General features: G+C 71.6%; 22 protein-coding genes, 1 tRNA gene and 1 pseudogene. 14 read left to right on the forward strand and 10 right to left on the reverse strand.

The features are described from left to right. Positions 1-20: 20 nt before the first annotated feature. Positions 21-917 carry a methanethiol S-methyltransferase gene (mddA, locus tag ACTIGN_RS21640; protein WP_439627692.1) on the forward strand — a complete coding sequence of 299 codons (897 nt, stop codon included), beginning with the start codon at positions 21-23 and terminating at the stop codon, positions 915-917. Between the two features lie 97 nt (positions 918-1,014). On the opposite strand, the gene ACTIGN_RS21645 is transcribed toward mddA, so the two are convergent. Next, positions 1,015-1,347 carry an ArsR/SmtB family transcription factor gene (locus ACTIGN_RS21645; protein ID WP_439627694.1) on the reverse strand — a complete coding sequence of 111 codons (333 nt, stop codon included), beginning with the start codon at positions 1,345-1,347 and terminating at the stop codon, positions 1,015-1,017. A 230-nt stretch (positions 1,348-1,577) separates the two neighbouring features. Between ACTIGN_RS21645 and ACTIGN_RS21650 the strand changes: the two genes are divergently transcribed. Both ACTIGN_RS21650 and ACTIGN_RS21655 read left to right on the forward strand, forming a co-directional pair. After that, the gene (locus tag ACTIGN_RS21650; protein WP_439627696.1) at positions 1,578-2,033 is read left to right on the forward strand and encodes a hypothetical protein; all 456 of its coding nucleotides are present in this window, start codon (positions 1,578-1,580) and stop codon (positions 2,031-2,033) included. Positions 2,034-2,464: 431 nt separating this feature from the next. Further along, positions 2,465-2,953: a four-helix bundle copper-binding protein gene (locus ACTIGN_RS21655; protein WP_439627698.1), complete on the forward strand. Its 489-nt coding sequence runs from the start codon at positions 2,465-2,467 to the stop codon at positions 2,951-2,953. Positions 2,954-3,059: 106 nt separating this feature from the next. Here the strand turns inward: ACTIGN_RS21655 and ACTIGN_RS21660 are convergent, their stop codons facing one another. From ACTIGN_RS21660 to ACTIGN_RS21690, 7 genes are all read right to left on the reverse strand, one after another. Next, complete coding sequence (locus tag ACTIGN_RS21660; RefSeq protein WP_439627700.1) at positions 3,060-4,712, reverse strand: FAD-dependent oxidoreductase; 1,653 nt, start codon at positions 4,710-4,712, stop codon at positions 3,060-3,062. Next, entirely contained in the window at positions 4,709-5,278 is a 570-nt protein-coding gene (locus tag ACTIGN_RS21665; protein WP_439627702.1) for a rhodanese-like domain-containing protein, read from the reverse strand. The genes ACTIGN_RS21660 and ACTIGN_RS21665 overlap by 4 nt, the downstream gene beginning before the upstream one ends. A gap of 59 nt (positions 5,279-5,337) precedes the next feature. Continuing rightward, positions 5,338-6,267, reverse strand: a complete 930-nt coding sequence (locus tag ACTIGN_RS21670) for a cation diffusion facilitator family transporter (protein ID WP_439627704.1) — start codon at positions 6,265-6,267, stop codon at positions 5,338-5,340. Then, positions 6,264-8,036, reverse strand: coding sequence for an arsenical pump-driving ATPase (gene arsA / locus ACTIGN_RS21675; protein WP_439627706.1), 1,773 nt, complete (start codon positions 8,034-8,036; stop codon positions 6,264-6,266). The genes ACTIGN_RS21670 and arsA overlap by 4 nt, the downstream gene beginning before the upstream one ends. Before the next feature lie 30 nt (positions 8,037-8,066). Then, the gene (gene arsD / locus ACTIGN_RS21680) at positions 8,067-8,429 is read right to left on the reverse strand and encodes an arsenite efflux transporter metallochaperone ArsD (protein WP_439627708.1); all 363 of its coding nucleotides are present in this window, start codon (positions 8,427-8,429) and stop codon (positions 8,067-8,069) included. A 239-nt stretch (positions 8,430-8,668) separates the two neighbouring features. After that, entirely contained in the window at positions 8,669-9,016 is a 348-nt protein-coding gene (locus ACTIGN_RS21685; protein ID WP_439627710.1) for an ArsR/SmtB family transcription factor, read from the reverse strand. A gap of 111 nt (positions 9,017-9,127) precedes the next feature. After that, complete coding sequence (locus ACTIGN_RS21690) at positions 9,128-10,399, reverse strand: hypothetical protein (RefSeq protein ID WP_439627712.1); 1,272 nt, start codon at positions 10,397-10,399, stop codon at positions 9,128-9,130. A 562-nt stretch (positions 10,400-10,961) separates the two neighbouring features. Between ACTIGN_RS21690 and ACTIGN_RS21695 the strand changes: the two genes are divergently transcribed. From ACTIGN_RS21695 to ACTIGN_RS21715, 5 genes are all read left to right on the forward strand, one after another. Then, positions 10,962-11,306, forward strand: a complete 345-nt coding sequence (locus ACTIGN_RS21695) for a low molecular weight protein tyrosine phosphatase family protein (protein WP_439627714.1) — start codon at positions 10,962-10,964, stop codon at positions 11,304-11,306. Between the two features lie 137 nt (positions 11,307-11,443). Beyond that, positions 11,444-11,935 carry a hypothetical protein gene (locus ACTIGN_RS21700; protein ID WP_439627716.1) on the forward strand — a complete coding sequence of 164 codons (492 nt, stop codon included), beginning with the start codon at positions 11,444-11,446 and terminating at the stop codon, positions 11,933-11,935. A 294-nt stretch (positions 11,936-12,229) separates the two neighbouring features. Continuing rightward, complete coding sequence (locus ACTIGN_RS21705; RefSeq protein WP_439627718.1) at positions 12,230-13,579, forward strand: leucine-rich repeat domain-containing protein; 1,350 nt, start codon at positions 12,230-12,232, stop codon at positions 13,577-13,579. Positions 13,580-14,046: 467 nt separating this feature from the next. Beyond that, positions 14,047-14,556: a hypothetical protein gene (locus ACTIGN_RS21710; protein WP_439627720.1), complete on the forward strand. Its 510-nt coding sequence runs from the start codon at positions 14,047-14,049 to the stop codon at positions 14,554-14,556. A gap of 180 nt (positions 14,557-14,736) precedes the next feature. Next, a complete protein-coding gene (locus tag ACTIGN_RS21715; RefSeq protein ID WP_439627722.1) occupies positions 14,737-16,179 on the forward strand; it encodes a hypothetical protein in 1,443 nt (480 codons plus the stop codon). A gap of 111 nt (positions 16,180-16,290) precedes the next feature. Here ACTIGN_RS21715 and ACTIGN_RS21720 read toward each other — a convergent pair whose 3' ends face one another. Both ACTIGN_RS21720 and ACTIGN_RS21725 read right to left on the reverse strand, forming a co-directional pair. After that, the gene (locus ACTIGN_RS21720) at positions 16,291-16,572 is read right to left on the reverse strand and encodes a hypothetical protein (RefSeq protein ID WP_439627724.1); all 282 of its coding nucleotides are present in this window, start codon (positions 16,570-16,572) and stop codon (positions 16,291-16,293) included. A 187-nt stretch (positions 16,573-16,759) separates the two neighbouring features. Continuing rightward, positions 16,760-16,848, reverse strand: a tRNA-Ser gene (locus ACTIGN_RS21725). 371 nt (positions 16,849-17,219) lie between these two features. On the opposite strand from ACTIGN_RS21725, the gene ACTIGN_RS21730 reads away from it, so the two are divergent. The 6 genes and pseudogenes from ACTIGN_RS21730 (at position 17,220) to ACTIGN_RS21755 (ending at position 26,424) form a co-directional block, all read left to right on the forward strand. After that, on the forward strand, positions 17,220-17,684 hold the full coding sequence (locus ACTIGN_RS21730) for a hypothetical protein (RefSeq protein WP_439627726.1): 465 nt from the start codon (positions 17,220-17,222) through the stop codon (positions 17,682-17,684). 244 nt (positions 17,685-17,928) lie between these two features. Next, positions 17,929-18,483, forward strand: a pseudogene (locus tag ACTIGN_RS21735) (chemotaxis protein CheB); the annotation flags it as partial. Positions 18,484-18,575: 92 nt separating this feature from the next. Continuing rightward, complete coding sequence (locus tag ACTIGN_RS21740; protein WP_439627728.1) at positions 18,576-21,932, forward strand: CheR family methyltransferase; 3,357 nt, start codon at positions 18,576-18,578, stop codon at positions 21,930-21,932. A 188-nt stretch (positions 21,933-22,120) separates the two neighbouring features. Next, a complete protein-coding gene (locus ACTIGN_RS21745) occupies positions 22,121-22,324 on the forward strand; it encodes a hypothetical protein (RefSeq protein ID WP_439627730.1) in 204 nt (67 codons plus the stop codon). A 646-nt stretch (positions 22,325-22,970) separates the two neighbouring features. After that, on the forward strand, positions 22,971-24,053 hold the full coding sequence (locus ACTIGN_RS21750; RefSeq protein WP_439627732.1) for a sensor histidine kinase: 1,083 nt from the start codon (positions 22,971-22,973) through the stop codon (positions 24,051-24,053). Positions 24,054-24,522: 469 nt separating this feature from the next. Further along, entirely contained in the window at positions 24,523-26,424 is a 1,902-nt protein-coding gene (locus ACTIGN_RS21755) for a hybrid sensor histidine kinase/response regulator (RefSeq protein WP_439627734.1), read from the forward strand. Positions 26,425-26,523 lie beyond the last annotated feature (99 nt).

Below are 26,523 nucleotides of genomic sequence, written 5' to 3' on the forward strand. Positions count from 1 at the left end.
AGGGGCGGTCGCTCCTTCGAATGCTCACCGACGCCGGGTTCACCGACGCCACGTTCCACGGCTGGACGGGCTACGTCACGTCGTCCACCACACAGGGGGGGCTGGTCATGGCCCGCAAGCCGGGCGGCGAACCTGCGGCCAGCGGCGACGGCCCGGCCTGCACGGTCGCGGGCCACGCCTGCCGAACGACAAAGGCGTTGTCGTTGTCTTACGGCCTGCTCTGCTACTTGATCTTCTTCGGCACGTTCCTCTACGCCGTAGGGTTCGTGGGCAACCTCGTCGTGCCGAAGTCCCTCGACTCCGGGGAGGTCGTGCCGCTGGGCGAGGCGGTGGCGGTGAACGTGCTGCTGCTCGGCCTGTTCGCCGTCCAGCACAGCGTCATGGCCCGGCCCACCTTCAAGCGGTGGTGGACCCGGTTCGTGCCGCCGCAGGTCGAGCGGAGCACCTACGTTCTGGCGAGCAGCGTAGCCCTGATCCTGATGTTCCGGCTGTGGCGTCCGGTGTCGGGCGTCGTGTGGGAAGTGGGACAACCGTTCGCCGCCGTGTTGTGGGTGCTGTTCGGCGTCGGCTGGGTGCTGGTGCTGGTTTCCACCTTCCTGCTCGACCACTTCGACCTGTCCGGGCTGCGGCAGGTTGTTCTGTACGCTAGGGGGCGACCGTACGCCCCGCCGCCGTTCCGCACCCCGGCCCTGTACAAGGTCGTGCGGCACCCGGTCATGCTGGGGTTCCTGACCGCCTTCTGGGCCGCCCCAACCATGACGTGGGGCCACCTGCTGTTCGTTGGGGTGACGACCGCCTACATCTTCGTCGGGGTGTTCCTGGAGGAGCGGGACTTGAAGCACGCCCACGGCGACACCTACGAGGAGTACCGCCGACAGGTGGGGATGATCGTGCCGCGGGTCGGGCGAGCCCGTTGAACGTCCGGGGGCGTGCCCGGCTGGACGACCGCGAGTCGCGGGCGCGCGAACCTCACCGCGGCCGTCGCAACCGGCACGGCAGGAGCCGCGTCGCCCGTCAGCACGGCTCGTCCTCGCTCCCCTTCGCCTCGAACTCGTCGAGCAGGGACGCGCACACCAGCTCGCACAGCTTCTGCACGACCGGGTCGTCCAGCTTGTAGAAGACCTGCATCCCGTCCTTCCGCCGGGCCACCAGCCCCGCCTCCCGCAACAGCCGCAGGTGCTTGGACACGTTCGCGGCGGTCGTCTTCGTGGCCCCCGCCAGGGCCGTCACGTTCTGCTCGCCCTTCTTCATGAGGGCGTGGACGATCGCCAGCCGGGTCGGGTCGCCCAGGGCGTCGAACCGGGCCGCCATCATCTCCAGGAACCGTTGTGGCACCTCGTCGCCCATCGGGACTCCCGCTCCTCACCGCCCGTCCCGCTAGCCGGGCCGCACCGCGATTGTACCTGAGGCACGCGGGTGGAGCCGGTGGCCCGGCCCGCACGACCCCGGCGGTTTCGCGACCTTCCCGTTTCGTCGTCAGGAGGAGGCGAGCCTCAACGGGCCGGGGCACACCAATTGCTCAAGTGGTTAATTAACCCGCGGCCCGTCCGCGTCGGGCACCCACGGAGGACCAGGCGATGATCCCAACTACTGCACAGCGGGTGCCTGAGCACACCGCCGACCACGTCAACCAGCAGATCCGCGAGCAGACCCGACGGAACGTCGAGCGGGTCGCGGCGCAGGGGCCGGCGGCCATCGACCGGCGGGTCCGAGAACTGGATGCGGAGTGGGACGTCGAGCGGACGCTGGAGGCCAACGCCGCGACCATCACCGCAGTCGGGTCGGGCCTCGCACTGCTCGTGGACCGCCGGTTCGCCCTGGTCCCGCTAGTGGTCGGCAGCTTCCTCCTCCAGCACGCGGTCCAGGGGTGGTGCCCGCCGCTGCCGGTGTTCCGCCGCATGGGCGTCCGCACGCAGACCGAGATCGACGCGGAGCGGGCGGCCCTCAAGGCCCTCCGCGGCGACTTCCGGGACGTGGGCGGGAGCAGCCCGCGGGAGCGGGCCGCCGACGCCCTGGCCGCGGCCCGCGGCTGACGCGGTGTTCGGTTCCCGTTCGGGACGGGTGCCATGCCGGGCGACGACCGGGTTCTGTTGCTGGTGGCGGCCGGGTTCCCGATCGTGTGGCTGTTCGTCCTGCCCCGCACGGGACTCGGCTGAGGGGCTCGCGGCGGGTGCCAGTTGGGCACCACCCGGGAGGGCGAACGCGAGGACGACCCCGCCACACCGGAGGAGGGGACGCCGCGACCGTGCCGGGGGCCACGAAGTCGTCGTCGCCCCTCGCCGCCGGGATCGACCCGGTGAACGACTTCACGCCCGGTCTGCCGCCCGCCCCACGCGCCGCGGGCGTCCGAGCCGAGTCGAGATTTCGCGGCCCGGCCGTGCCCCGGCACTCGGCCGCGGATGTGCGCACGACCGCCCACGTGGGCGGTCCGTTCCGTCGCCCGAAACCTGACAGGAGTCGTCGAATGAGCAGCACCGCGACCCGCACCGCCCGCGTCCTGGCCCTCGCGGCCGCCTTCGGCCTGACCGGCCTGGCGATCGCCCAGGACCGTCCCACGGGCCAGCCCGCCCAACCCGGCCACAAGGGGGGCCACGACCAGGCGTACGAGCAGTGCGCGAAGGCGTGCAACGACTGCGAGCAGGTCTGCGCCGCCTGTGCGACCCACTGCGCGGAGCTGGTGGGGCAAGGGAAGAAGGAGCACCTGAAGACCCTGGCCACGTGCCGGGACTGCGCGACCACGTGCGCGGCCGCGGCCGGGATCGTGGCCGGCAAGGGGCCGTTCTCCGACCTCATCTGCACCGCCTGCGCGGACGCGTGCAAGCGGTGCGGGGACGCGTGCGACCAGTTCAAGGACGACCCGATGATGAAGAAGTGCGCCGACGAGTGCCGCAAGTGCGAGAAGGCGTGCCGGGACATGCTGACGCACGTGGGCAAGGGCGGCGAGAAGAAGTGATCCGGGGGCAGTCTGCCGGCCGTACCGCGGGAGGAATCCGCGACACGACGCCCCGCGGGGTGTCCCCCGGCTGGGTGCCGCCGCACCCGGCCGCTCCGGTGGTCTTTCAGTCGCTCGGACTCGGCGGCCGGTGCAAGAGGTACGTCTTGTAGCCGCCGCCGAGGTTCGACGCGTCGAGCCCCGCGTGCCGCAGGATACGGGTGGCGAGGTAGCCCCGCTGGCCGACCTGACAGTATGCCACCACCGGCCGGTCCCGCGGCACCTCCGAAAGTCGGGACCGCAACTCGTCGACCGGGACGTTGACCGCGTCGGGGACGTGGCCGGCGGCGTACTCGGTCGGGGTCCGCACGTCGAGCAGCAGCGGCTTGTCGGCCGCCGCCGCGACCGCCTCCCAGTCGGCCTGCGGGTGGTCGCCGCGGACCAGCCCCGCGGCCACGAACCCGGCCATGTTTACAGGGTCCTTCGCGGACCCGAACTGCGGGGCGTAGCACAGCTCGATCCGCTCCAGGTCGAACACCGTCATGCCCGCCTGGATCGCCACGGCCAGCACGTCGATCCGCTTGTCCACCCCGGCCCCGCCGACGCCCTGGGCACCCAGCACCTTCCCGCTCGTGGGGTCGAGCAGCACCTTCAGCGTCATTCCCTCGGCACCGGGGTAGTACCCGGCGTGGTGGGCCGGGTGGACGTACACCTTGCGGTACGCCGTGCCGAGCCGCCGGAGCGTCTTCTCCGACGCCCCGGTCATCGCCCCGGTCACGCCGAAGAAGCCCACGATCGCCGTGCCCTGCGTCCCGCGATACCGCGAGTCCCGGCCGCACGCGTTGTCCGCCGCGATCCGCCCCTGACGGTTAGCGGGGCCGGCGAGCGGAACCTGCGTCCGCTGCCCGGTGACCACGTCGGTCGTCTCGATCGCGTCGCCGACGGCGAAGATGTCCGGGTCGGAGGTGCGGAGCCGGTCGTCCACCCGGATTCCGCCGCGGGGTCCGGTCTCCAGTCCCGCCTCCACCGCCAGCCGGTTTTCGGGCCGCACTCCGACCCCCAACACGACCAGTTCGGCCGGAAGCGATTCGCCCGACTTCAGTTTCACCGACAGGCCGTCGGCGGTCGGGGTGATGCCCTCGGTGGTGTCGCCCAGGACGAGGCGCACGCCCTTCTCCCGCAGCCGGGCGGCGAGCGGCGTCGTCATCTCCGGGTCGAACGGGGTGAGGATCTGCGGGTTCCGCTCCACCACGGTCGTGTCGATGCCGCGGTGGACGAGGTTCTCGGCCAGTTCCAACCCGATGAACCCGCCCCCGACGATCACCGCACGCCGCGCGCCCGCGTCCACGGCCGCCTTGATGCGGTCGGTGTCGCCGAGGGTGCGGAGGGTGAACACGTTCGGCAGGTCGAGGCCGGGGATGTCGGGCCGCAGCGGGGCGGCACCGGGGGCCAGGATGAGCTTGTCGTACCGCTCGGCGTACTCCCGCCCGGTCGCGAGGTCGCGGACGGTGACGGTCTTCGCCGCCCGGTCGATCTTCTCGACGGACGAGCGGGTCCGCACGTCGAGCCGGAACCGCTCGCGGAGGAGCTTCGGGGTGACGACGAGGAGCTTGGTGCGGTCGGGGATGACCCCGCCGACGTGGTACGGGAGGCCGCAGTTGGCGTACGACACGTCCGGCCCCCGCTCGAACAGGACGATCTCGGCGTCCTCGGCCAGCCGGCGTGCGCGGGCCGCGGCCGACGCCCCGCCCGCCACCCCGCCGACGATGATGAGTCTCACTTGCGTGCCTCCGTTGTTGCACAAACCCCCGCGTCCGCCCCGACGCGGTTCCACGGCATCCGGGCGAGGAGCATGCCCATCCCGCAGGTGTCGGTCACGCCCGCGAACACCAGCCCGGCACCGATGAACGCGGACAGGCCGACGAACCCCGGATGGACCAGCCACGCGAGGGCCGCCCCGAGCAGCACCAGCGAGCCGGCGGCGATGCGGACCTGCCGCTCCAGGGAGATCGACTTCTTCCCCCGCACGACGGGCAACCCGGCGTCGACCCAGGCGAGTGTGCCGCCCTCGACGTTGACGACGCTCACGCCGGCCGCGAGGAGCTTCTCGCACGCCTTCTGGCCGCGGCCGCCCGACTTGCAGATGACGTAGAGCGGCTCCCCGGCCGGGGCGGTGCGTTCGCCCGCGACGGCCGCCGGGTCGATCCGGTCGAGGGGCACGTTCCGGGCGAACGGGACGCGGACCTCGCGGAACTCGACGGGCGTGCGGACGTCCAGCAGGTCGACGGGCGTGCCCGCCGAGCGGAGTTCCTCCAGCCGGCGGGGGGTGACGGTCGGAACGGTCATGATGGCTCCATCACGGTAACGGGCAGCAACGTCGGGCCGGATTCGATTCCGCCCGACACTTACACGACGTCCGCGGGGGCCAGCCGGCACCCCGCCTCACAATCTCCGAGTTCGATCTGAACCGTCGCGTGGACGATCCCGAAGCGGTGCGCCAGTTCCTCGGCGAGCCGGGCCAGGAACGCGTCGCCGGGGTGCCCGTGCGGGGTGACCAGGTGGACGGTCAACGCCACCTCGGTCGTGCTCATGCCCCAGATGTGCAGGTCGTGGGCCTCGCGCACCTCCGGCAAACCAAGCAAGTAGGCGAGCACCTCGCCCGGTGCGACGCCGTCCGGGACGGCGTGCAGCGACAGCAGCACCGACTCCTTCAAGAGCCCCCAGGTCCCGGCGAGGATCACCAGCCCGATGACCAGCCCGATCGCCGGGTCGAGCCACGCCCACCCGGTGCACCACATCCCGACCCCGGCCAGCACCACCCCGACCGAGACCGCGGCGTCCGCGACCATGTGCAGGAACGCGCCCCGCACGTTCAGGTCGCGCTTGCCGCCCGTCATCAGCATCAGGGCCGTCGCCCCGTTAATCACCACCCCCGCGGCCGCGACCCCGATCATCGTCGGCCCGCCGACCGCGGCCGGCTCGGCGAGGCGGCGCGCCGCCTCCCACAGGATGCCGCCCACCGCGACGAGCAGCAGCATGGCGTTGGCGAGGGCCGCCAGGATGGTCGACCCGCGGAGGCCGTAGGTGAGCCGCTCCGAGGGCTTCCGCCGCGACAGCACGAGGGCGACCCACGACAGGACCAGGCCGATCACGTCGCCGAAGTTGTGCCCGGCGTCGGCCAGCAGGGCCAGCGAGTTGGCGTACAGCCCCGCCCCGACCTCGATCGCCACGAACGCGAGGTTGAGCGCGACCGCGACGAAGAAGATCCGGCCCGTCGCGTCCGCGGTGTGCCCGTGGCCGTGCGAACGGCCGTGATCGTGTGTGTGTGCGCTCATGCGGGGACGAGGTCCTTCGACGGGGTCGTTGTCGTCAGGGCCAGCAGCGGCCCCCGACCGATCGGCGGCTCGACCTGCCATGCGATCATCGCCGCCCGACGGGTGTGCTCGGTGACGACCTCCCGGACGTACCGGGCCTCGTGCGCCCGTCGCGACATTAGGACCGGGTCGGTCACGATGAGCGGCGTCAGGCACTGGTTGATGACCCACGCGAACGGGGCGATGCCGGCCCGCGTCAGGTCGGCCTGGAGCTTCGCCGCCTCGTGGACCGGGGTGGCTTCGGGCAGCGTCACGATCAGCACCCGCGTGAACTCCGGGTCGCGGAGCCGGGGGAGCAGGTGCCCGACGGCCTCCGGCATCCCGCTCGCCTGCCGCGTGACCTCGCGGTGGTACGCCAGGGCCGAGTCGAGCAAGAGGATCGTGTGCCCGGTCGGGGCCGTGTCGAGAACCACGAACCCGCCGGCCCCTTCCGCGACCGCCGCCGCGAACGCCCGGAACACCGCGGTCTCCTCGGTGCACGGGGACCGCAGGTCTTCCTCCAGCATCGCCCGGCCCTTCGCATCGAGGTCCTTGCCGGCGGTCGCCATGACCTCGGCCGCGTACGCCGCCGTCTCGGCCTTCGGGTCGATCCGCGACACGGTCAGGTTGGTCACCTCGCCGTTCAGGGCCGCGGCGACGTGGGCGGCGGGGTCGGTGGTACTCAGCCGGACGTTGAACCCGCGGTCGGCCAGGGCCACCGCGACCGCCGCCGCGACCGTGGTCTTGCCGACGCCGCCCTTGCCCATCGTCATGATGACGCCGTGACCCTGGCGGGCCAGGTCGTCGATCAGAGACCCCAGCGGCGGCACGTCCGGGGCCGGTATCGCGGGGGCGGTGGCGGATTGTACCGAGGTCGAGCCCATCGCCCGCACGGCGTCGATCCCGACAAGGCCGTTCGGGGCGAGCGGGATCACCGTCCGCGGCAGGCGCGTCAGGCCGACCGGCATGCGCGACACGGCTTTATCCGCCCGCCGCTCCATCGCGACGGCGACGGGGTCAGCCTTCTCGACCGCACGGAACACGCCGTTGACGACGAGGTGTTGGTTGCGCACGCCGAGGGCCGCCAGTTCTCCACTGGTCCGTTCCGCCTCCCGCAACGCCGCCTCATCCGGGCGGGCGACAAGGACGAGGGTGGTCGCCGCCGGATCACCGAGGGCCTTGACCGTGTCGGCGTAGAGCTTCTGCTGGGCCTGGAGCCCCGCGAGCGGACCCAGGCACGAGGTCCCGGTCGTGTTGGCACTCAGGAACCCGTCCCACGCGGACGGGAGCGAGAGCAGCCGCAGGGTGTGCCCTGTCGGGGCCGTGTCGAACAACACGTGATCGAAGTCGCCCGTCGACGCGGTGCCGCCGAGGAGCCGGGCGAACTCGTCGAACGCGGCGATCTCCAGGGTACACGACCCGGAGAACTGCTCCTCCATGCTCGCCACGGCCGCGTCGGGGATCACCCCGCGGTACGGGGCCACCATGCTCTCGCGGTACGCCTTCGCGGACGCCTCCGGGTCGATGTTCATCGCCTTCAGGTTGGGGACGCCGGGCACCGCCGTCGGCGTGTTGCCGAGCGTCACGCCGAGCACCTCGTCGAGGTTCGAGGCCGGGTCGGTGCTGATGAGCAGCACCCGCTTCCCGGGGTCGGCCAGTTTCACCGCCGCGGCGCACGCGACCAAGGTCTTGCCGACCCCGCCCTTGCCGGTGAAGAACAGGACGCGGGTCGGGGCTTTCAGGAACTCCATGTCGTGGCCTTCGGGTGTGGTCGTGTCGGGTCAGCAGCAGCCGGTCGAACCGCAGCACGACCCGCCGGTCGGCTCGGCCACGGCCAGGGGCGTGAGCAGCGACACGCCGCACCACGCGGCGAGCATCTGGCGGGGCGGGTACGCGCCCTTGCAGATGTGCCCGTTCACCCGCACCAGCGGGAGCGCGTGCTCGTCACCGAGCGCGTTCTTGACGTCGTCGTGGGCGACGAACGCCTGCGGCTGCTGGGCCAGGTTGTACCGCTCGACGCTCACGCCCTGGTCCTTCAGCCAGGCCAGGTCGGCGGCGAAAGTCAGCAGCACCGGGTCGACCTTCGGGCCGCAGATCCCGGTCGAGCAGCACATCGGCTTGTCGAACACTTGCAGGGTGGCCACGGGTGTATCCTCCTGTCACGGGGGTGTGCGGAAACGGAAACCAGGACTTACCGCGAACACGCGGACGCTCGCGGCGTACTCGTTCACGTCGAAGCGGGTCGGCAGTTGTGCCAGGCCCTCGTGCAAATCGGGGGCCGCCGGCTACGTCGCCCCTCCAGGCTCGCCCGCGGAATCGGACACCACAGCCCCTCTCATTGTTTATCGTCGATTGGCGATATACCGGTCCAAAAAAAGTCGGCTCACAGCCCGCCGACGAGTCGCTTGAGCCGGGCCAGGCCGTCCGCATTCACGCAGTAGCACACCTTCGGGCCGTCGATCTCGCCCTGCACCAGTCCCGCCTCCTTGAGGATCTTCAGGTGCTGGGACACGGTGGACTGGGCCAGCGGCATCTGGTCGACCAGCTCGCCGCACACGCACGCCTTACGGGCGATCAGGATGCGGAGGATGCGCACGCGGGCCGGGTGGGCGACGGCCCACGCCAGTGCCGCCAGCTCCGCGTCGACCGCCGCGGTGTCGGCGACCGGGCGGTCCCGCTGGTCGGAATCGGTCGGGCACTCGGTCCGCTTCGGCACTGGCTCGGCCCTCATCGTCGATCTACGATAAAGGATACGCCGGCAGGACACGCCGATCAAGTCCGTCGGGCGGGAAACACGTCGACATGGCGGTGGCGCAGGCGTGGGGGCGTCCGGTGACACTCTTTACACCGCCCGGTAGCCGTACGCCCAGACGGTGGTGCCGTCGATCACGACCACCGCGTTGAGTGCGGGGTCGATGTAGGCGAGCCGCTTGCCCCCGGCCGGCATCGGGTCACCCTCTGGTGCCAACTTCGTCCACGTGAGCTTGTCCGGGTCGTAGGCCCAAACCGTGTTCGTCTGAAACTGCACCAGGAGCCCGTGCCCGCTCACGGGGTCGTGGTACACCACCGAACGGGCGTCGTGGCCGTACGGCGACTTGCCGTCGTCCTTGTCGCCGGTGAGCACCTTCTTCCACTCGTTCTTCTTCGGGTCGTAGTGGTGCGTGTCGTGGTGCCGCTGCACGACTACGATCTTCCGCTTCGGGTCGTAGTAGCCGATCTGTTCCGGCTCGGCCGCTTCCTTCTCGAACGGCTTCCCGCCGCCGTTGGCCTTCAGGTCCTTCCACGCGTCCGTGTCGAAGTCGTGCAGCCAGGTACCGTGCATCTGCCAGTTGTTCGCGTGCCACACGCTGCCGCCCAACTCCGGGATGAACTTCAGCATCCCGCCGAAGATCGCCACCGGGTACGGCTTCGGGGCCTTGAACGCCTTCCACTTCTTCTCGCCGGGGAAGAACGCCCACAGCGGCGGGCCGTCGTACAGGTCGGCCGGGTCGCCGCCGAGGTCCTCGACCGCCTTCTTGCGGTCCGTGACCCACGTGTTCATGAACAGCAGGGCCTTCTTCCGCGGGTCGTAGGTCAGCCCCCACCACGTGTGGGCGATCACCGCCGGGCCGCCGCGTTTGGTGACCAGGATGCCGTCCCTGAACTCGCAGTCCGAGGTGTCCTTGCCGAGGTCGCCGTACCCGCGGGGCAGGTCCGGGGCGTAGAGCATGGCCCAGGTGAGCGACGGCAGGTCGAACTCCCACACGTCGTTGAGCCGGTGCGGGACGCCGTGGTTGGCCCCGCAGAAGAGTGCCCGCTTCCGCTCCGGTGCCCAGCACATCTTGATCGTGAAGTCGCGGCCCTTCGGCCCCGTCTTGTGAAGGTCGTACTTCTTGGCTGTGTCGTTGAACTCGCCGACCACGTCCGCCTTGCCCAGCAGCACCGCCTGGTTCGGCTTCAAGGCCGCGAGCTTCTCCAGCACGGCGGGCTTCGGGTCGAGCTTCGGCTCCAACTTCGAGGACGGGTCATCAGCGGTGACGCCGCCCGCGGGAATCAAGTCGAGCCCGCCCGCGAGGGCCAGCGGGGCGAGTTTCAGGACCGTGCGGCGGTCGGCGTGTCGGGATGTGTCGCTCATGGGTTCTCGCCGGGGAGGAGCGGGCGGGACCGGCGATTGTACCCCGCTGCGGCGGGGCACAACATCCCCGGAACTGCTCATGCCCAATAGGCGTGCCCGGCGATCACGTCGCTCGGAAATGGCTGCCGCCCGCCACCTGCGGCGGATGTGGAGTTTGATGTCGCACCGCTTCTTAGCTGGTCGTCGGGCTGGAGATCGTGCCGCGGAGAAGTGGGGTGAGTCGCCCCATAGGCAAATAAAATATGCCTACTCATTCCTACGGAATTCGCACACCAGGCGACTCCTTACGTCGCCGCCTGGGTGCAGTGGTGTAGTAAGAAGTGGTCGTGCACGACCTGAACCCGCAACGGGATGTACTCCTCCTCGCCGACAGCGCAGCACCACACTACTGGTTACTTCGACCGGCTCGATCAAAAGGTCCGCACGACTACCGGGTAGACTGCACGGCAATCTCAAATCCACTTTTTGGGCTGAGACCGCTCAGCCGACGCATACGCCCGACGCGGACGTGCTCGACTGACGACGGCTCGGAGTCGCGTCACTCGAATCGGAGGCACCCTGCGTGCGACTGCTGTTCGTGTGCGCCCGGAACCGCCTGCGGAGCCCGACCGCCGAGCGGGTGTTCGCGGCCGTGGCCGGCGTGGAGGCCGAGTCCGCGGGCGTCGCCCCCGACGCCGACAACCCGGTCACGCCCGAACTGATCGCCTGGGCCGACGTGATCCTGGTCATGGAGGCGACGCACCGGGCGAAGCTCACCCGACTGTTCCCGGCCGCACTCTGCGGCAAGCGGGTCGTGTGCCTCAACGTCCCCGACGCGTACGACTACATGGACCCCGAACTCGTGCGGCTCCTCCGGGACCGCGTCGGCCGGGCGGTCCCGACGTTGGCGAGCGACGCGTCGGAGTGACCCGCGACGTCAACACGCTCGACGGGTCGCCGCGGATGTGGCATGAGGTCGTCACGCCGGTGCCAGAACCGGGTCGCCCGCTCTGACCGCGTGAGCGGTGTCGACGAACTGACCGGCCGTGGCAGGGGGGCGAGAAGATGCGACGCTGGCCGGGTTCGTGGGTGGTGTGCGGGCTCGCCGCGGCACTGACTTGCTGCCTGGGCTTGGCGTTCGTTTCGTTCGACTTCTCCGGTGAGCGGGTGCTGTACGCGACCGCCATCGACGGCTACTCGATCCGGCTCGTACGCCGCCCGCCGGAGGACTTCTTCGAGCACACTTCGCTGGTGGGTGACATCTCCACCGGCGGGCGGCGTACCGGCGATCCGTTCTGGATGGGGTCCCTGTACGACGGGGTGGCGTTCTCCGAGTACCGCTTCCCCGAGGAGGGCGTCCTCCTCGTCTACGACCGCGACACGCCCGACTCCATCCTGGTCGGCATCGACGCGAAGAACGGACTGCTCTGGCCCGACCGCCGGACGGAGTCGGACCCGATGCACGACGCCGGCCGGCGGCTCGTCGAGGGGGTCAACCGGCGGCACGGGACCAGCTTCCACATCGCCGCGTTCCACTGCGTCAAGCGTTGGCGGTGACATCCCCCCCCGGTACACCGGAGGGCCACTCGTGCCCCGACGCTCGTTCGCCGCCGCTGCGGTCGTATCCCTCCTCGCCGCGGCGAGCCCCTTCCCCTGCGGCGGAACGCCCGAACGTGCCGGTCGTCCCGACCGACGACGTGCGGTGGGACGCGCCCCGGTCGAAGCGAGAGCCGATCGTTCCGGGGCCTTCGACTGCCGCGACGCCCCGCGGGATTGGGGCACCGCCCCACGCCCGGGTCGTGGTAGGATCCGGTCACGCGGGAAGTCGCTCACGCAGGTCGAGGGGCAGTTATGTCGCGGTTGATGTTGTGCGGCGTCGCATCCCTGCTGGCCGCGAGTTGGGCGACCCCGGTACGGGCCGACGACGCCGAGGACAGGGCCGTCGCCTTCGTGGAGAAACTCGGTGGGAAGGTCACCTGCGACGAGAAGACACCCGGAAAACCTGTCACGACGGTCAACTTGTTCGGCACGGCCGTAACGGACCCCGGGTTAAAGGAACTTGCAGCGTTCAAAAACCTCACCACACTCAGTATGAGTTACACGCATGTAACGGACGCGGGCTTGAAGGAACTCGCACCACTCAAGAACCTCACCACACTCTACCTCGGCGGCACGAAAGTCACGGACGCGGGGCTGAAGGAACTCGTCGCGTTCAGGAACCTCACCGTGCTCTACCTGTTCGATACGGCGGTGACGGACGCGGGGCTGAAGGAACTCGCACCACTCACGACTCTCAGCACCCTCGCCCTGGGCGGCACGAAAGTCACGGACGCGGGGTTGAAATACCTCGAAGGTCTTCCAGACCTCACTACGCTCTCCTTGAGCACCGATGTTAACGTCACGGACGCGGGGGTGAATGCACTGGGCAGGCTCACGCGTCTCACCTCACTCAGCCTACACGGCACCCGAGTCACTGACGCCGGGTTGAAGGAACTGGCACCGCTCCGGAACCTGACCTCACTCGGACTGCTTGAAGCGCACGTGACGGATCGGACGCTGGCCGTGTTGCGGGAACTTAACTTGCTCCACGTCTTCGCCGGGGCAACCGCTCAGGGCGGGGGACGACCCTCCGAGCCCGACGACGTTACGACGCTCAACCTGTTTGGCACGGTGGTGACGGACGCGGGGCTGAAGGAACTCGCATCGTTCAAGAACCTCACGACACTCATTTTGAGTTACACGCGGGTGACGGACGCGGGGCTGAAGGAACTGGCACGGTTCAAAGGGCTCACCGCACTGAGTCTCGGGCGCACGCGGGTGACGGACGCCGGGCTGAAGGAACTCGCGGCGTTCAAGAACCTCACGACACTCAACGTGCGAGACACGCAGGTAACGGACGCGGGGCTGGGGGCACTCGCGGCGTTCGAGCACCTCACCACACTCAAGCTGGGCGGCACGAAAGTCACCGATGCGGGGCTGAAGGAACTCGCACCGCTCACGAGCCTCACCCTCATCGACCTGATGGGCACGAGTGTGACGGACGCCGGGCTGAGGGAACTCGCGGCACTGAAAAATCTCACCACCCTCGACCTGAAAGGCACGAAGGTTACGAGAGCGGGGGTGGCGATTCTTCAGAAGGCGTTGCCGAAGTGCACGACCGAGTGGGACGGTGGCAGCAGCGGGCCGACGGAACAGCCGTGACCTCGGGGCGACGCGTCTGCCCCTCCCGGCATTGGTCGGGGCTCGGCCACGCGGTCGGGCCTCGTTCCCGCTGGCCGCGACAACGACCGGCACGAAAAAAGGAAGCCGGTGGCTGGTGCCACCGGCTCGCGTTGACGGGCGTGGGGACGTGCGATCGGGTGTGGGGGTGGGCCGGGGGACCTCGGCCCGACTGTTGTTCGTCGCCGAATGTAATGCACGAGGCGTGCCAAAGCCGCCCCCGCGGTCGCCCGGCGTCTCCTTCCAGGAAATCCCGGGCGAACCCGCCTCGAACTGCTCCCCGCCGGCCGCGGGGCGGTTGTAACCGTTACCGCCCGCGTGCCCGAATCGGCACGTCGCCGTGCCAACCCGCCTTCCCCCGCTTCCCGGTGCCGGCTATGAGCCCCCACCGACCACGGCGGTCGGATCTACACCTCCGTCCCGACGCGTTCTCCATCGTGAAGGCCACCATGCCCCAACTGACCGAGGCCGCCGCCGGGCAACTCACGCCCGGGCAGGCGGCCGAACTGGTCCGCGTCCTCGACGCCCACGCCGCCTGGGACGACCGCCGCCCCGGCCCGACCGGGGGTGCGACACCGCACGCCGACCTCCGAGCCCGGCAGCGGGCGTTCGACACCTTCCGGTCGGCGTGGCGGGGGTACGCCGCGAAGTACCCCGGCGTCTCCCTCCCCGAGCCGGGCCGGAACTCGCCCGCCCAACTCGCCGCCTGGTGCCGCGTCCTCCGCGTCGTGTTCCGGCTGGCGGGGGCCTGGCCGGCACGCGTAATGGACAGGGTGCACCGCCTGGCGGACGGCGTCTCGGCGAGGGCGGGCGAGCACCCCGTGGGGCGTACGACCGCGGGGGACGGGGCGGAGGCCGGGCAAGATTTGGACGCCGTGATCGCGTGGTGTGACCGGGCGGCCAAGCCGCCGGCACCGCCCCGTGCCCTCACGAAGGCACGCCGGGAAGGGGCGGCGTAGTCGTCAGGAGCGTTCCGAACACGCGACCCCCCCTCGGGCACCACGGCACGCCCAACCCCGGCCGGACCGCCGTCGGGTGAGCGTGGTTCCCAAACCGGTCGCCGCCCGTGCCGAAGCACGAGCCCAGAACCGCGTCTTGAGGTTTCGACCGCCGCAGTGTACTCTCGTCTTGTGAGCCGCGTGAGCGCGACACGGTGTAAGGCGGTCGTCCTTACCCAACTCGACCAACTCTCGACGCTACGGAACTCACACCCCATTGCCTTGACCGATCAGAATCGCAGCCGGGCGGAGGCCCAAGCCGAGCGTGAACGCGCCCTCGCCCGAGCCCTGTCCGACCTCGGCCTGACGCCGCCCGAAGCCTCCCTCTTCAACGTCATCCACTACGGCATCACGCTCCCACCACATCACCTGCCCGAACGCTCCGCGGGCGAGTCCTACCGGCTCGGCGGTTCGTTCACCGAGGACGCGTGCCGTGCGGCACTGGCCCGGTGCATACGCGCGGGGCGGCTACAGATCATCGACGACGACGCGCTTTCGCGGATCGCGGACGAACTCCGCGAGGGTCGGTTCCTCGGCCCCATCTACGGTCTCCCGCCGGTCGGCGGCGTCGATTTCACCCACGCCGGAGCGGACCTGTGGCAACGCCTCTGCGCTCGCTGCTTCCGCGACGACCGCAGACCGCCCTTCGCGTTCACCGACGTGGTTCACGAGAGGACCGCCCGGTACTTCAGAACCAAGGCCGCTGCGGTCGAGGCCGCGGAACAGGCGAGTGCTGAGGACGAAGTCGTCTCGGTCACCGGCCCGGTCCCGATCGGGCCGTGGCGGGCGCAATGGTGGCGGCGGTTCCCTGCTGGCTACCGCGTTGACGTCGTAGAGCAGCGGCGGTGGCAGGGGCGGGCTTCGGGTGGTAAGGAGGATTGCTACCTCGACTTCTCGGCTCGAAGCACCGACCCGGGGCGGTTGCGTGACACCCTCGATCGCCACAATGTCACTCTCGCGGAGTGGCTAACACTCTGGTGCATGGAGCGCAGCTGGTTCCGTGACTCGCCCGCCAGCTTCCGCCGCGCAACCGCCGAGTCCGCGGAGCGACTCTCCGGCGTGACGGTCTCGGAAGAACAATGTCGTGATGGCCTCGACGCGTGCCTCCGATACGGGTGGTTGCGGAGGGTCGATCAACGCGCGCTCGACGAGGTCCGATCACTGCTTCGCAACGACTCTGCCCTCCTCGCCATACCCCGAACGGCCGAGGGCCGCCCGCGTGTGTGCAGTTACGCCGTCAACCCGTTGCGGCCCCACCGCCTTGTGCCCGTGCCGATGCCGGACGCGAGGCGGTGGGGCGAGATCGACTTCTCGCCTGACGGGGCAACGCTCTACCGGACGATCATGACCGAGTGGCTCGGCACCGACTGGGAGGACGATCTTTACGTCTCTCGCGGGTACTACTGGGAGGCCCACTACTACTGCACGTCCGAGGATGGCTTCGAGGGCATCGTGCCAGAGCATGTCGCGAAGGGTGACGTTGTCCGGGACCGTCGCGTGGTTCCGATCGGCCCGTGGTGCGTCTACTGGTGGGAGCGATTCACTGCGGGCTACCGACTGGAACTCGAACTTGGCGAACGGTGATCGGGGATCGCGAATGGTGGTCGAGTCCGAGATGCTGATGATGAACTCGTCGGCCACCGCCCGTCGCGAAGAGATAAAGACGTAAGAACGGGCCGCGACCGGCAGCGATTCTCACTCCGCCCGGTAGCGGTAGGCCCAGACGACGATGCCGTCGATCACGACCACGGCGTTCGAGGCGGGATCGACGTAGACCAGCCGCTTGCCGCCGGTCGGCATCGGGTCGGCCACACCGATCGGCGTGAACGTGAGCAGGGTGGGTTTGTTGCTGGCGAGTTGCGAGTTGACCCTCGCAGCGACCTGTTCGGCTTGGTCGCGGGCCTCGGCGACCTTCTTGCGGTGTGGCCCGGTGTCGTCGCGGTAGTACACCCACCACGCCCCGTGGTACTCGTACACGCTGACCTTACCGACGCGGAAACGCGGAAAGGGTTGGGACTTTTTCGGCGGCACGGAACTCCCCCCGGTGCACGGGTTGTGCACCAAACGTGCACCAGGCGGGGTAGTTCGTCGGAGAAGCCGTGTCGCAAGATGCTGCAATTTCTTGCTGTTACGTCACGAGCCCGTCAGCACACAGACATGAAAGCGGAGAGGGCGGGATTCGAACCCGCGGTGGGGTTTTACCCCCACGCCGCTTTAGCAAAGCGGTGCTTTCGACCACTCAGCCACCTCTCCAAACCTCTGCGAATCCCGGGTCGTGCTCGCGGTGGCCGCCGCTCGTCGCTCCGGGGTTTGACACCCGTTGTGACACCCGGTATCGTCGGACCAGCGTCCGGGGTGCTTGTTCCACCCTGCCCGCTGTAGTGACCCCCGCTCCGAGGGAGGGTTCACGTGTCCGAACGACATCTTAGTGCGCAGACCAAGCCCATCAAGCCCTATCCCGGGTTCCCACTGTTTCCCCACGCGACGAATCGGTGGGCCAAGAAGATCCGCGGGGCGACGCACTACTTCGGCCCGTGGGACGACCCCGACGGGGGCCTTCAAGAAGTACCTCGAGCAGAGGGACGCGCTCCACGCGGGAGGGAAGCCGCGGGAGGTGTCAGCGGGTGTCACGGTCAAGGGGCTGGCGAAGGCCGAAGGCCCCGAGGGACGCGGCGAACGACGGGCTGGTGTTCATCACCTCCAAGGGCGAGAGCTGGCACAGGCCCGACGACCGCAACCCGATCTCGGCCGAGTTGCGGAAGCTCCTGAACCGCCTCGGGGTCCCGGGCAATGCGGACCCTCAACGCCCTGAGGCACACGTTCGAGACGATCGGGGCGAGTCCCGCGACCAGGTCGTCGTCGACCACATCATAGGCCACGCCCGCGACGACATGGCGAGCGTGTACCGGGAGCGGATCAGCGACGAGCGGCTCCGCGGGCCGTCGCGGACCACGTCCGCAAGTGGGTGTTCGGCGACGGGGCGTGAGCGCCGTTCAACGACGCGGACCGGGGAGGTGGTCCCCCGGCCCGCTCGCGTTCCTGACGGCTATCGGACGACGCCGAACGGTGACACAGTAAGCGCCGGGTGAACCGTGGGCGTCCGGGTCGAGTTGAATCGGGAGCGGACGGGGAACTCCCGACATCACTGCGGGGGGTCCCCGTGACGCGAAAACGGCCGCCGCGGATAGACTGACACCGGCGGCGACGTCGCACCGACGGGGCCGCCGGCGCCCGGTTCCGAGAGCAGGTGTAGGCGTGGCCGACGACGTTCCCCCCGAACCCGGTCCCGGCGCGACCCCGCCCGACGCGGAGCCGAACCGCCTCGCGCAGCCGGTGGACGCCGAGCAGCCGCCCCGGCTCCCGTTCCCGGTCGTCGGGGTCGGGGCGTCGGCCGGCGGGCTGGAGGCGTTCGGCGCGTTCCTCGACGCCATGCGGCCGGACGCCGGCATGGCGTTCGTCTTCGTCCTGCACCTCCCCCCCGACAGCGACAGCGTGCTGGCCGAGGTCCTCGCCCGCCGCACCACGATGCCCGTCCGCCAGGCCGCGGACGGCGTGCCGGTCGAGCCCGACCACGTGTACGTGATCCGCCCCGGGCACGTGCTCACCGTCCGCGGCGGCCGCCTCCACCTCGGCCCCCGGCTCGGCGGGCCGAGGGCCGCCAACCGCCCGGTCGACGACCTGTTCCGCAGTCTCGCCGAGGAGCAGCGGGAGCGGGCGGTGTGCGTGGTGCTCAGCGGCATGGGGTCCAACGGCACCGCCGGGGCCCAGGCGGTCAAGGCGGTCGGCGGGCTGTGCGTCGCGCAGGACCCCGAGTCGGCCCAGTACCCGAGCATGCCCCGGCACCTGATCGACGCCGGGTACGCCGACTACGTGCTCCGCCCGGCCGAGCTGCCCGAGGTGCTCCTCGCCTACGCCGGCAGCCCGTACGCGGCGGGCGCGGGGCCGACGCCCGGGCCGTCCTCGCGCGCGAGGGGCAGCACATGCGGGAGGTCCTGGCCGTCCTCCGCACCCGGGGCCGGCTGGACTTCAGCGGGTACAAGAAGCCGACCGTGCTCCGCCGGGTGCAGCGGCGCATGGGGCTGGCCCGGGTCGAGCACCTGGGCGAGTACGCCCGGCTCCTGCGGCAGACCCCGGGCGAGGTCGCCGCCCTGGCCGACGACCTGTTGATCCACGTGACCGGGTTCTTCCGCGACCCGGACGTGTGGGAGGCGCTGCGGGAGCAGGTGGTGGCCCCGCTGGTCGCGGCCCGCGAGCCGGGGGCGCCGGTGCGGGCGTGGGTGGCCGCGTGCTCCAGTGGGGAGGAGGCGTACACGCTGGCCATGCTCCTGCTCGAGGAGTCGGACCGGGCCGGCAAGCGGCTGGACATCAAGGTGTTCGCCACCGACCTGGCCGAGCGGGCCCTGGCCCACGCCCGGGCCGGCGTGTACCCGGGCGGGATCGAGAGCGACGTGTCCCCCGAGCGGCTGCGCCGGTTCTTCGACCGCGCGGACGAGGTGTACCGGGTCCGCCAGGAGGTGCGGGACCGGGTGGTGTTCGCCCCGCAGAACATCCTCCAGGACCCGCCGTTCGGCCGGCTGGACATGGCCACGTGCCGGAACCTGCTCATCTACCTGGAGCCGGAGACCCAGCGGCGGGTGCTGGCCGTGCTGCACTTCGGGCTCCGGGAGGGCGGGGCCCTGGTGCTGGGCACCAGCGAGACGCCCGGCGGGGCCGACGGGCTGTTCGAACTGGTCGACAAGAAGCACCGCATCTTCCGCCGGGTCGGCCCGACCCGGCACGGGGAGGTCGACTTCGGGCCCCGCCGGGCCCTCCCGGCCGACGGCCCCGCCCGCGCCGGGGAGGCGCCGCCCGCCCCCCGGCCCGGCGCCCGCCCGCCGCTCGGGGAGCTGGCCCGCCGGGCGCTCCTGGCGTCCCACACCCCGGCGGCCGTGATGGTCGACCGGGACCACCAGGTGCTGTACTACCACGGGGACGTGCGGCCGTACTTCCAACTGTCGGGCGAGGCGACCCGGGACCTGATGCTGCTGGTCCGGGACGGCGTGCGGGGGGCGGCGCGGGTGGCCCTCCACCACGCCGCGCACGGCGGCCGGGGGGTCGCCCCCGACGGGTGGGTGGACGCGGCCGACGGCCGCCGGGCGGTGCTGGTGACCGCGTCCCCGGTCCCCGGGCCCGACGGCGAGCCGGCCCCCGAGTACTTCGTGGTCAGCTTCCAGGCCAGCGGGCCGGCCGCCCCGGCGGCCGCGCCCGGCGGGGAGGGGGCGGGGGAGGAGGCGCGGCGGCTGCGGGGCGAGCTGCAGGGGGTGATCGAGGAGCTGCAGACGTCCAACGAGGAGCTCAAGGCGGCCCACGAGGAGGCGACGAGCGTCAACGAGGAGCTGCAGAGCGCCAACGAGGAGCTGGAGACGGGCAAGGAGGAGATGCAGTCGCTCAACGAGGAGCTGCGGGCGGTCAACGGCCAGCTGCGGACCAAGGTGGAGGAGCTCCGGGCGGCCGCCAGCGACCTGGCCAGCCTCCTGGCCAGCACCGACCTGGCGGTGCTGTTCCTGGACACGGACCTGCACATCCGCCGGTACACCCCGGCCGTCCGGGAGCTCCTCGGCCCGATCCCGGGGGACGTCGGGCGGCCGCTGGCCGACCTGGCCCGGCGGTTCGACGACCCGCACCTGGACGAGGACTGCCGGGCGGTGCTGGACCGGCTCGTGCCGGCCGAGCGCGAGGTGGGCGGGGAGAACGGCCGGCACTACCTGCGGCGGGTCACCCCGTACCGGACGACCGACAACCGGATCGAAGGGGTGGTACTCACGTTCGTCGACGTCACCGCCCGGAGGCGGGCCGAGGACGCGGTCCGGGCGAGCGAGGAGCGGCTGCGGCAGGCCCTGGGGGCGGCCCGCATGGGCACCTGGACGCTCGACCTCTCGACCGGCGCGCACCTGCGGGACGGCCACCTGAACCGGCTGCTCGGCCTGGACCCGGTCGAGACGACGCAGTCGTTCGACGCGTTCCTCGCCCGCCTGCACCCCGACGACCGGGCGGCCGTGCGGGAGGCGTTCGACGCCTCCACCCGGGAGGGGCGGCCGCTGAACACCGAGTTCCGGATCATCCGCCCGGACGGAACCGTGCGGTGGCTGCGGGACCAGGGGGACGTGTTCGGGGATTCCGCCGGGCCGCGGCGGATGGCCGGGGCGTGCGCGGACGTGACCGAGCGGCGGGAGGCCGAGGAGGCCCTGCGGCGGAGCGAGGAGCGGCTGCGGCTGATCCTGGAGAGCGCGACCGACTTCGCCATCCTCACCCAGGCCCCGGACCGCACGGTGACGGTCTGGAGCGCGGGGGCCGTGGCCGCGTTCGGGTACGCCGCGGACGAGGTCGTCGGGGGGTCCGGGGACGTCCTGTTCACCCCCGAGGACCGGGCGGCCGGGGGGCCCGAGCGGGAGGCGGCGGAGGCCCGCCGGGCCGGGCGGGCGGCGGACGAGCGGTGGCACGTGCGCAAGGACGGCACCCGGTTCTACGCCTCGGGGGTGCTGACCACGCTCCCGGACGCCACCGGGTTCGTCAAGGTGCTCCGCGACCTGACCGACCGGAAGCGGATGGAGGACGAGCTGCGGGACGCCCGGGACCGGCTGGAGGCGCGGGTGGCCGAGCGGACCGCGGACCTGGAGCGGGCGAGGGACGCGCTCGAGGCCGAGATGGGCCGGCGGCGGGAACTCGCCCGGCTGCTGGGGTCGGCCCAGGAGGACGAGCGGCGGCGGGTGGCCCGGGACCTGCACGACACGGTCGGCCAGCTCCTGGCCGGGCTGTCGCTCACCCTCAAGTCGCTCGAGGCCGGCGACCCGCCGCCGGCCGCGGGCGGACTGGCCGAGGCCCAGCGGATCATGAACGACCTGGGGCGCGAGCTGCACGGCCTCGCCGTCCGCCTGCGGCCGACGTCGCTCGACGACGTCGGCCTCGCGCCCGCCCTCGGCCAGCTCGTGTCCGAGTGGTCGTCCCGGTCGGGGGTGAGGGCCGACTTCCACGCCTCCGGGGTCGAGCCGGGGCGGGTGCCGGCGGAGGTCGAGACGGCGATCTACCGGGTCGTCCAGGAGGCCCTGACCAACGTCGCGAAGCACGCGGGGGCCTCGGCGGTGGGCGTCGCGGTGACGCGGTCGGACGGGTCCGTGTCGGTCGCGGTCGAGGACGACGGCGCGGGGTTCGACCCGGACGCCGCCCCGAAGGGCCGCCTCGGGCTCCTCGGCATGCGGGAGCGGGTGGAGCTCGTCGGCGGCACGTTCGAGGTCGAGTCGAGTCCCGGCGCGGGGACCACGGTCGCGGTCCGGATCCCGGTTCCGGGGGGAGCGTCGTGAGCCGGCTCCGCGCGTTCATCTTCGACGACCGGCTATGGCGTGGGGAGTGGGTCCTTCCGGATGGGAGCCGTTTCCTGCGGCCCACTCGCGTGTCAGGAGAGTGGGAAGACTTGGGGACGGGCGTTGGGGTGCCGTGTGGGACTGGATAACTTGACCCAGTGCCCTCGCGCCCGGACCACTGGACCCTCATGACCTCCACGGCTCACTGCCTGCGGTGCGACCGCGCCTTCGCATTCGACACGGACGCCGTCCGGTTCGCCGCGTCCTTCTACAACGGTTCGGACGGGCGGCCCGCCGCTTGCGCCAACTACCTGCCCGAGTGCCCGGGGTGCCGGGGCGTGGCGACCGTGCCCTACACCCGGCCACTGCGGGTGCCACCGGCGGCCCAGTAGCAATGGGGGATCCCCATTGCCAACAACCCCGGCCCCGCCGGCCCCTGGCCCGTCACGAGCTCCTCGTCGCGCCCCTTGTCCTGTCCGCCGACCTCCGCCCGATTGACCTCGGGGCGGCGTCCCTGGAGCGTGCCCGCGTCCTCGACGGGCAGATCGCCACCGCGTCGCTGCTGGTCCAGAAGCCGGAGTACAGCGTTCGGCCGCACGATGGTCGGGGCCGCCGCCCGCGACGACAGGGTCGAGCGCGGGGCCGCTCCCCTCCGTTGGTGATGGTCGCACTTCCCGACCCGCTTCCCCGGTTCTGCTTCCGCTGCACCTTCTCCAACGACACGTTCTTCAGCAGCCGCACGCACGCCTTCCGGATCCGCCCCTGGGCGGCGAGGGCGGGGTCCGCGAGGGCTTCGCTCGGGCGTGGGGTCGGGCTTGAAACGGGGCCGCAGTTCCTCCGGGAAACCGGTGACGTTGTCGTTCGTCGCGGCCGGGCCTCGCGTGTCAACTCGCGCCGGCGGCGTCGGGGGCGGTACTGTTCCCGCAGCGGACTTCGCTTTCCCCCGCTTGTGCCGGCCCCGCACTCCCCCTAGCGTCACAATGCACCCCGAACCACCCCCCCCACGCGCGCCCGCCCGGGCGCGCACGGAGGCCCGCCGTGGCCACCCCCGACGAGTTGCTCCGCCTGCTCCTCGACCAGAACCGGGACCACGCGATCATCCTCCTGGACCCGGCCGGGACCGTCGTCGGCTGGCTGCCCGGGGCCGAGGCCGTGTTCGGGTACGCCGCCGCCGAGATGGTCGGCCGCCCCCTCTCGACGATCTTCACCCCCGAGGACCGCGAGCGGGGCGCGCACGAGCACGAGCTGGGCGTCGCGCGGGCCGACGGGCGGGCCGAGGACGACCGGTGGCAGGTCCGCAGGGACGGGACCCGGATCTGGGCCGGCGGGGTGCTCGTCCCCCTGCGCGACCCGGCCGGGGCGGTCGTCGGGTTCGGCAAGGTGCTCCGCGACCGCACCGATGTGAAGGCGCAGGTCGACGCCCTGGCCAACGCCGCCGAGCGGCACAAGCTGTGCCTCGGCACCCTGGCCCACGAGCTGCGGAACCCGCTGGCCCCGCTCGCCAACGCGGTCGAACTGATCCGGCAGACGCCGGGGACCGACAACGTCGCCGGGCCGCTCGGTCGGATCGAGCGGCAGGTCGGGGTCATCCGCCGGCTGGTGGACGGCATGATGGAGGCCACCCGGGCCGGGGCGGGCAAGCTCAAGCTGCACCTCAGGGCCGTCCACCTGGAGGACGTGCTCACCGGGGCCGCCGACTGCTGCCGCCCCCAGGCCGAGCAGCGGCGGCAGGACTTCAAGGTGCTCCTGCTGCCCGGCCCGACGGTCGTGGAGGCCGACCCGGACCGGCTGCACCAGGTGGCGGTGAACCTCCTGGCCAACGCGATCAAGTACACGCCGGAGGGCGGCGGGGTGTGGCTGAAGGCGACGGTCGAAGGGGGCGACGCGGTGTTCCGGGTGGAGGACAACGGGTGTGGCATCGCGCCCGGGATGCTCCCGAGGATCTTCGACCTGTTCACCCAGGAGGCGGAGTCGGCGGACCAGTCCCAGGGCGGGCTCGGGCTGGGCCTGTCGGTGGTCAAGGAGCTGGTGTCGCTGCACGGCGGGACCGTGCAGGTGCGCAGCGAGGGCCGGGGCAAGGGGAGCGAGTTCACCGTCCGCCTGCCCCTCTGCCGGGCCTAGCGGACTCCGGCGGCTCCTTCGGGCCCGCCCCCCCGGCCCGCCCCCGCGCCAACCGCTCGCGGGCGTCCCGCCCGGCGTCGGCCGTGTACGCTTGCGCGTTGCCCCACTTCGCACCGCCGACCGTCGCCTGGGGCCCGGTGCAACTGCGGGCGTGCCGGTCGCCGACGACCAGGTCACCACCTCCCACGGGGCGGCGGTCGCGCTCCGGTACGCGCGCCGGGCGGCGGCGAGCCGAGCGTCACCACCCCCAGCCGGTGGATCGAGGGAGGGAAGGTGCAGGCGGGGCGGGACCGGCCGGCACGCCGCGTTGCGGGCGCGGTTAACCGGTGCGCCCGCAGAAAACCGGAACGCGTTCGGGTAGAATAAGTGACGAGGTTTGCTGCGCCCCGCCCTGCGGCGCAGACCCGCGTCCCGCCCGCCACCCCGGCACCGCGCCGGCGTACCGAACGGCTCTACAAACTCAAGTACCATGGCCGAACCTAAGGACGATCAGACCGCGATGGAGTCGGAACTCTTCCGGGTCCTGGTGGAAACGACCAAAGATTATGCCGTCTTCGTCACCGACCTCGACGGCCGGGTCGTCACGTGGAACGCCGGGGCCGAGAGGGTCCTCGGGTACGCCGGGGCCGAGATCCTCGGGGAGTCCTCGTTCGTCACCTTCACCCCCGAGGACCGGGCCCGGGGCGTGCCCGGGGAGGAGCTGCGGGCCGCGCTGCGGGACGGGCGGGCGAGCGACGACCGCTGGCACCTGCGCAAGGACGGTACCCGCATCTGGGTGAGCGGGGTCATGGTGCTGCTCCGGGACGGGGCCGGCGGCCCGCGGGCGTTCGCCAAGGTGATGCGCGACTTCACCGGGGCCAAGCTGGCCGCCGAGTCGCTCCGGGAGAGCGAGGAGCGGCTGCGGGTCGCCCTGGACGCGGCCCAGATGGGCACCTGGCTGTGGCGCATCCCGGCCGACGAGCAGATCCTCGACGACAGCCTGCGCCGCCTCATGGGCCTGGCCCCCGGCGAGGAGGTGAAGACGCTCGAGGGGTTCCTCCGGGCGGTCCACGGGGAGGACCGGGACCGGGTGCGGGGCGAGTTCGAGCGGTGCCTCCGCGAGGGCGGCGGGTTCAACGTCGAGTTCCGGGTGACGTGGCCCGACGGGACCGTCCACTGGCTCCGGGACCAGGGCCGGGCGTTCCCCGACCCCGGCGGGCGGCCGCTGTTCATGGCGGGCGCGGCCATGGACATCACCGACCGGAAGGCGACCGAGGACGCCCTCCGGGACGCCGACCGGCGGAAGGACGAGTTCCTGGCCCTGCTCGCGCACGAGCTGCGGAACCCGCTGGCCCCCGTGCGGAACGGCCTCCAGGTGCTCCGGCGGTCCCCGGACCGGGCGGTCCGGGAGCGGTCGCAGGAGATGATGGACCGGCAGCTCAGCCACATGGTGCGGCTCATCGACGACCTCCTCGACGTGTCCCGGATCACCCGAAACAAGATGGAACTCCGCCGGGAGCGGGTGGCGCTGGCCGACGTGGTGGGCAGCGCGGTCGAGACCGCCCGGCCGGCGATCGACGCCGCGCGCCACGACCTCACCGTGGCGCTCCCGGCCGAGCCGGTCGAGCTGGACGCCGACCTGACGCGGCTGGCCCAGGTGTTCGGCAACCTGCTGACCAACAGCGCCAAGTACACGCCGCCGGGCGGCCGGATCGCCCTCTCCGCGGAACGGCACGGCCGCACGGTGGCGGTGTCCGTGCGGGACACGGGGGCGGGCATTCCGGAGGAGTCCCTGTCGCGCATCTTCGACATGTTCTCGCAGATCGACCGGTCGCTGGAGCGGTCCACCGGCGGGCTGGGGATCGGCCTGGCCCTGGTCAAGGGGCTGGTGGAAATGCACGGCGGGACCGTCGCCGCCGAGAGCCCCGGGCCGGGCCTGGGGTGCACGTTCACCGTCCGGCTGCCGGTCCTGGCGCCGGCGGGCGGGGCGGCCCCGGGCCCGGCCCCCGAGGGGCCGGCCCGGGTGACGGGGCGGCGGGTCCTCGTGGTGGACGACAACCGCGACTCGGCCGAGTCGATGGCCGACATGCTCGCCCTGTTCGGCAACGAACTGGCGGTGGCCCACGACGGCGTCGAAGCGGTGGAGCGGGCGGAGCGGTTCCGGCCCGAGGTGATCCTGATGGACGTCGGCATGCCGCGCCTGAACGGCCTGGACGCGACGCGGCGCATTCGCGAGCAGCCGTGGGGCCGGGGCATCACGGTCATCGCGCTGACCGGCTGGGGGCAGGAGAGCGACCGGGAGAGGTCCCGCGCGGCGGGGTGCGACGGGCACCTGACCAAGCCGGTGAACCTGCCGGACCTCGAAAAACTGCTCGCGGAGCGGGCGAGATGACGCCGCCACGCCGCGGCTCGTCACCGCCGGCCCCGGGCGCGCGCACGGTTGTTGCACGCCCGGGACCCCGCGCCGCCGGTCCGGGGCCGACTCCCGGCG

The sequence above is a fragment of the Gemmata sp. genome (assembly GCF_051859125.1).
In the GTDB taxonomy this organism is placed as follows: domain Bacteria; phylum Planctomycetota; class Planctomycetia; order Gemmatales; family Gemmataceae; genus Gemmata.